Source organism: Anaerolineae bacterium, from assembly GCA_035529315.1.
Taxonomy (GTDB): Bacteria; Desulfobacterota; Desulfobacteria; order Desulfobacterales; family ETH-SRB1; genus Desulfaltia.
On record DATKWZ010000019.1, the window covers coordinates 1 to 6,496 of the forward strand.

The window sequence follows — 6,496 nt, forward strand, 5'->3', positions numbered from 1 at the left end:
AACTGGTCATCTTCAAAAATAATCTCCTTTATTCCGAAATTGTTTATCAAATAACCGATCATCTCCAGAACATATTCTGAGCTGTGAAACCTGATCTGACGACTAAAAACAGAGGTGTCGCAAAAAATACATTTATTGGGGCAGCCTCTCGCGGATATGATGTGTGTTGCAGGGAGTTTTTTGTATTTAAAAAGCGCCGGATTATAGCGGGTAGGGAAACTATCCAAAAGCTCCCAGGCAGGAAATGGAAGAGAGTCAAGGCTCTTAATGGGCTGGCGAGAAGGTGTGAATCTGATTTCCCCGTTGCCCCGAAATGCCACCCCTGCTACGTGTGATGGTATTTTATCAGCAGACAGAGCTTCAACTAACTCGACCACAGTATCTTCACCCTCCCCCACAACACCATAATCAAAAACAGGGTAGTCCATGAGCGTTTGCTCAGGGACAGCGGTAAAATGCGGCCCACCGATGATTATAGGTGTGGTTGGACAGATATCTTTTATCATTGAGGCCAGTTTTACGGTTTTGATAATCGAAGGCGTTACTGCAGTGAGCCCGATTATATCAGGCTGAAATTTTTTTACCTCTTCAAGCGTTTCTTCATAGCCCAAACCCTGGGCCGAGGCATCCAGAATTCGAACACGGTGTCCTGCCTCACGCAAAACTGCTCCTAACATAAGCAAACCAAGATGTGGAAGGGTGGCTCCGACAGAAGCCAGATTGCCATATCTTTCTTTAAGGGAATATGGGGCATTAGCAAGAAATATAGCAGCCATAACCGGTTAGTTCCAATGTTGGTTATACAATTTTAGTCGAGCAGCCGAGCAGGGGAATGGTTGAACCGCAATAGCGAGCGCATTTCCCGTAGCTTGCTGCGGTGTTAGCGATAATACGATGTAATGATACACATATCAAGTCCTGAATACATACATTGCAAAGCGAGCGCAAGTTTGCCTTGATTTTTAGCACAATTACTGAATTTCCTTGAAAATCTCTATGACTTAGGGTAAATAAACTTTTTGTGTTTATGGCGCTTTCTCTTTTCTTATGCAAGTTGAAGCTCAATGCCATTAACTAAGGAGGCGCGCACGGCGGTGTTTTTACGAAGATAAAGAAAAAGTTTCTTCGTGGTAATTAATAATGATGAATTCGTAAAAAGTCGAGGAACCACTTTTTGCGAACCGCGTAAAGTGTTAAGGGTATGATTAAACAGGCAATTGCTTTAACCTAACACCTAACACTTTACACTTAATACCTGATGAATTCGTTTTTTTACGAATTCATCAATAATAAAAGGAAGGAGAAAAATATGATCTTGAGCAAAACAAAGTTGTTATTGGTAATATCTCTTTTATGCGGGTTTGCTATTGTAGCATTGGGATGTAAAGACAAAACAAAGGAGGAAAAAAGCACATCTTCTGTAGCAGCTCTTACAATCGCCATGATTGAAGAAAATTACAAGACAGTCGATACCAAGGATGCTGTATTAAAGGCTTCCATTGTGGAATTCAAAGACGTAACAAATTATACATATCTTGATTTAAAGGATTCTACAGGCCGGATATGGGCTGCTATACCAAAGACATCGGTTGAAACAGGAAGCGAGATAGAACTTGCCAACATCATAGTGATGAAGGATTTTCACAGCAAAATACTGGACAAGACGTTTGCAACCATATTATTTGCTGTTCCCTTCTCAAAGGACAGCAATGCACGCAGCTCTTTGCCCAATGCGGAAACACCTGCCTACAACGAAAGTGGGATGCCTCCAGGTATGATGCCGGGCGCTATGCCTCAGGGCGGCGCTATGCCAGGACCAGGAACCGGAGCAGGCAAATCAGGGGCAATGCTCCAGGACATCAGGGTGATCAAGGCCACCGGCGACCATGCATATACAATTGAAGAAATATATGCGGGGAAAAAAGCGCTGGCAAAGAGTACTGTCAAGGTGCGGGCAAAGGTCGTCAAATTCCTGCCCAATATTATGGGGAAAAACTGGATTCACATTCAAGACGGCACTGGAAGCGCCGAGAAAATGAACAACGATCTAACGGCAACTACCATTGAAACTGTAGATGTCGGTGACGAGATTATCGTCCAGGGTACTCTGAGCGTAGACAATGATCTGGGATCAGGCTATGTCTTTGCCGCTCTTATTGAAGATGCTTCTGTTGAAAAATTGAAAAATTAACGTAACTACTCACATAGTCAGGCTGAAGCTGTTTAGACTGAAGGCTAAAGGGGTCAGAAGAGCACGATTGCCGTATTTTGGCGGAAATATCTGATTCTTGCATCAAACTATGGCTTTAAAACGCGCTTTTTCCTAACAGTCTTCAGCCTTCAGCCTATCCACCCGAGTAGTTACAAATTAACTTGCTTCAATCATTACAAAATTCATTAAAAAAACTGTGAACCGGGAACCGTGAACATTGAACCGCTCAACCCAGATTATAATATGCATCTTCCTGTTTAGCCTATGGCTCTCTGTCCAATGCTCTGTCGCCGGGCAAAAGACCGACATCCCGCATGAATCCGCGCCCACTGATCCCGCGCCCACTGATCCCGCGCCCACTGATCAATTGAAGCCGAAAAAAATCACCTGCCTTTATATTATCAGGGAGGACTATAATGGCCTGATCCTGTCTTATCCATCCCAATTATTCTTTGATTCCGTAAAAAATGAGATATATATCACGGATTCCGGAAACAACAGAATATTGATATATACCTATGACTTTTACCCGCTCCTTTGTATCGACAAGTCAAATGGCATCGAATCACCAATAGGTCTGGCCGTTGATCCGGAGGGATACATTTTTGTTTCCCAGTCATCCGGCTCAAAACAGAAAAGAGCAAGGATATCAATATTGAGCCCTTCATTAAGGTGGAAGAAGGATATTTTTTTTGAGGGGTTTGAAAATTCGGACGGTTTTAGCCCAAAAAACATTGCCATAAGCAAGGTCGGTCGGTTTTACGTGACCGGCAACAGCTTTCATGGCGTGGTGGTTTTGAATAAGGACGGCACGTTTTCCCATCTCCTGAGCCCTGTTGACAGATTAGGGAAAGGCGAAGAGCAAAAGGCCACAATATGTGATGTGGAGATAGACAGGTCCGGCAGGATATACCTTTTGAGTGAAGACATGGGGCGTATTTACGTATATGATGACAAGGAGAATTTCCTGTTTAAGTTCGGCCAGAAAGGTGGAGGTTCCGGCAAGCTGAGCCGGCCAAGAGGAATAACCCTGGATAATCGCAACAAAAGGATTTATGTGATCGACTACATGCGCCATACCGCAAATGCCTATTCAGAAGACGGGCGTTTCTTGTTTGACCTTGGCGGCAAGGGCTGGGGCAAAGGCTGGTTTCAGTACCCAAGCGATATTGCTACGGACGACTCTGGGGATGTGCTGGTCGCGGACACTTTTAACAATCGTGTTCAGGTCCTTAAACTGGAAGAGTTTCCATCTGTTGCAGTAGCTGAAAAGGTTAAACCAGAAGATATCATCGCAAAAGAATTAGTCAAAGAGACCAAACCGGAAGCTCCTGCCGGAGAAGAATTAGCAGAGCAAATGGCTGCACAGTATTATATCTTGACTGCAAACATGAACCTGCGGGAAAAAAGCGCTGCAAGCAGCAGAATCATTCGGTTGATGAAAAAAGGCGAAGAATTTGAAATCCTGGGCCAGGATAAACATAATGAATTAACTTCATGGTATCTTATAAAAACCGGATCCGGGCGTACAGGCTGGTTATGCGGAATCTATCGCGGGAAAGTCATGTTTGAAAAAAAGAAATGAGGATGTTATGAGGAAAATAATTGCGGCAAAATCCCTGAATTTTCGTTTGATAATGGTTGTGCTGGCCGCAGTTTCCATCCAGGCATGTATTTTCGAACCCACTTCGATGGATATCCAGTTAGCCAATAAGGGTCAGGTCTTCTTCTATCTTTCGTGTCCCCAAAAACCTGCATTTGATATCTCCTTTTCTATCTCGGGCATGAGCTTTAGGAACAAGGAGGGAGAGTGGATCGATGTGGCTGTGGATAAGCAGATTCATTCTGACGGTCTCGCGCAGCGTCAGATCAAATTACATGAGTTTTATCTGCCTGCCGGAAAGTATGAACAGATAAAATGGACAATTTCCGAGGCAAAACTGAAAAAGGATGGAAAAATCTTCAGTTTAGCCCTTTCCCAGCCGGAAGAAAACTATTTCTTTGATATGGAGTTTTCCGTGTTTTCCAGAGAGAGCTTCGCGCTTTTTGCAGACTGGAATCCCGAAGAGTCTGTTTTTGATAAATACCTTTTCAGACCACAGATGACCTTGCGGAAACAGGGCATAGAGATTAAGAATGTTTTGCTCTACGTAACGAACTCGGACTCTAACTGCGTTACCATTATAGACAGACAGCAGGACATCGTGGTGGCAACCATTGCGGTAGATCAATCGCCTGTGGGAATTGCGGCAAGCCCGGACGGTAGCAGGATCTATGTAGCAAATTCCGGCGCCGGTAACATTTCGGTTATTGATACTGCTGTAAACAGAGTAATCAACACAATCAGTAATTTTGGATATAGTCCTGTTGAATTAGCGCTGTCCGGAGACGGTCTGACACTTTACGCGACCAACCCGGATTCAGACAATATCTCTGTTATAGATACTGTTTCCAATATGGTAACCGGTTCCATATCAGTGGGAAACAACCCGGCAGGCATTGTAGTCGATCAAGACAGGAATAAGATTTATGTGGCAAACAAATCGTCAAATTCAATATCGATCATTGATGTGGATACCAGCACTGTGGAAAATACCGTAACAGTCGGTTTTAATCCAACCGGCATGGTTATCCACGAAGATAAGCTGTATGTAGCCAATTCAGGCTCAAATAGTATTTATGTATTGGACATCCCTTCTTATACAACCACAAAGACGATATCTGTTGGGCAAAAGCCCACATGGCTCCTGTCCGGTCTGCGAGAACACGTCTATGTATCGAATGCAGACAGCAATGAGATTTCTTTTGTATACCCGGCTATGGGTCTGGTGACCAGAAGCGTGTCAACAGGTGACCTTCCTTCAAAGATGGCCATTGACCGACCGAGAAGAAAACTTTATGTCGTAAATTCGATGTCAGAGGATGTGTCTGTTATAGACCTGCCGACATACAATATCAAGAAGGTGATTCAGGTGGGAAGAAAGCCGCACGGGATCGCTCTGATTGAGGAGTAAATAAAAGCAGAGGTTAGAGGGTGAGAGGGTGAGAGGGTGAGAGGGTTAGAGGGTTAGAGGGTGAGAGGGTTAGAGGGTGAGAGGGTGAGAGGGTGAGAGGGTGAGAGGGTGAGAGGGTGAGAGGGTGAGAGGGTGAGAGGGTTAGAGGGTTAGAGGGTGAGAGGGTGAGAAGGTTAGAGGATTAGAAGATTAGAGGGTGAGACAAGGAGAACGTTTGGAGAGAAAAAAGAGTATACGTCATTTTCGGGATCTTGAAGTCTACAGGCGGGCTTTTGATGCGGCAATGCAGGTATTTGAAGTTACGAAAAAATTTCCTCCGGAAGAAAGGTTCTCCATGGTAGATCAAATTCGAAGGTCATCGCGTTCTGTATGTGCCAACTTGGCGGAAGGATGGCGGAAAAGGCGTTATTTGGCTGTCTTCAAAAATAAGATTACAGATTCAATGCAGGAAGCCTCTGAGACACAGTGCTGGCTGGAATTCTGCCTTGCCTGTCGCTACATCAAGCAAGATGTTTTCGATAAACTTGATAATGAATATGAGCAATTGATTGCAATGTTAAATTCCATGGAAATGAACGCTGAAAAATTTTGTTACTAACTTTCTAACCTTCTGATCTTCTAACTTTCTGCTTTGAGCGATGCTTAATTCCATGAAGGTCGGATGTCCTTGAGTCGTTGATTACTGAAGATATGTGAAATGTATGATATGAGATACTGTATTATTGTTTTTTTACTGACCCTGGTCTGCTTCCAGGGAGCCTGGGCCGGAGATGATATCAGCGGCTCGGCAAACCTTACTTATCTCTCAACCGAAACAAAGAGCGGTGAAGAAGAGACAAGCACCTGGGGCTTTACCCAGAACTATAATCTTCGAGTGAATAAGGAATTCACTCCTAAGGTCAACCTTTCCGCTAACCTTGGTGTTAATGTAAACGAGACAAACAATACCAAAACAACGCAGTTGACCCCGGATATACGGCTCAATCTAAAGAATGAATATTTTGATGCTGACACAGGCTATCGGATCACTGAAAAAGGCCTTGATATCCTGACCATGGCGACAGATGAAAACCGCTTTACAACCGAATCATGGAGCGCAAATCTCTCCACAAAGTCCGAGAAATACCCCAAAGTGCGACTCCGCTACAATGAAGACAAAAACTACGATCACCTCGCGGTACACGAAACAGACACCAAAACCACTAATTTTTCCGGAAGCATGGACTATACATATAAATTTTTGAATTTTAACTACGATTATAGAAACAAT

General features: G+C 43.9%; 6 protein-coding genes. 5 read left to right on the forward strand and 1 reads right to left on the reverse strand.

Translation table 11 applies throughout. The features are described 5' to 3' along the window. On the reverse strand, positions 1 to 776 hold a 776-nt coding region (locus tag VMW78_04055), incomplete at its 3' end, for a radical SAM protein (protein HUV50177.1). A 533-nt stretch (positions 777 to 1,309) separates the two neighbouring features. On the opposite strand from VMW78_04055, the gene VMW78_04060 reads away from it, so the two are divergent. The 5 genes from VMW78_04060 to VMW78_04080 all read left to right on the forward strand — a co-directional run. Continuing rightward, positions 1,310 to 2,191, forward strand: a complete 882-nt coding sequence (locus VMW78_04060; protein ID HUV50178.1) for an OB-fold nucleic acid binding domain-containing protein — start codon at positions 1,310 to 1,312, stop codon at positions 2,189 to 2,191. Between the two features lie 238 nt (positions 2,192 to 2,429). Further along, positions 2,430 to 3,797, forward strand: coding sequence for a 6-bladed beta-propeller (locus tag VMW78_04065; protein HUV50179.1), 1,368 nt, complete (start codon positions 2,430 to 2,432; stop codon positions 3,795 to 3,797). Positions 3,798 to 3,804: 7 nt separating this feature from the next. Then, positions 3,805 to 5,226, forward strand: coding sequence for a YncE family protein (locus VMW78_04070; GenBank protein ID HUV50180.1), 1,422 nt, complete (start codon positions 3,805 to 3,807; stop codon positions 5,224 to 5,226). A gap of 214 nt (positions 5,227 to 5,440) precedes the next feature. Then, positions 5,441 to 5,824 carry a four helix bundle protein gene (locus VMW78_04075; protein HUV50181.1) on the forward strand — a complete coding sequence of 128 codons (384 nt, stop codon included), beginning with the start codon at positions 5,441 to 5,443 and terminating at the stop codon, positions 5,822 to 5,824. 108 nt (positions 5,825 to 5,932) lie between these two features. Then, a partial coding sequence (locus VMW78_04080; protein HUV50182.1) for a hypothetical protein occupies positions 5,933 to 6,496 on the forward strand: 564 nt, incomplete at its 3' end.

Coding starts and splice junctions, on each gene's coding strand:
- VMW78_04060 (HUV50178.1), top strand. CDS start 1,310: ATGATCTTGAGCAAAACAAAGTTGTTATTGGTAATATCTCTTTTATGC.
- VMW78_04070 (HUV50180.1), top strand. CDS start 3,805: ATGAGGAAAATAATTGCGGCAAAATCCCTGAATTTTCGTTTGATAATG.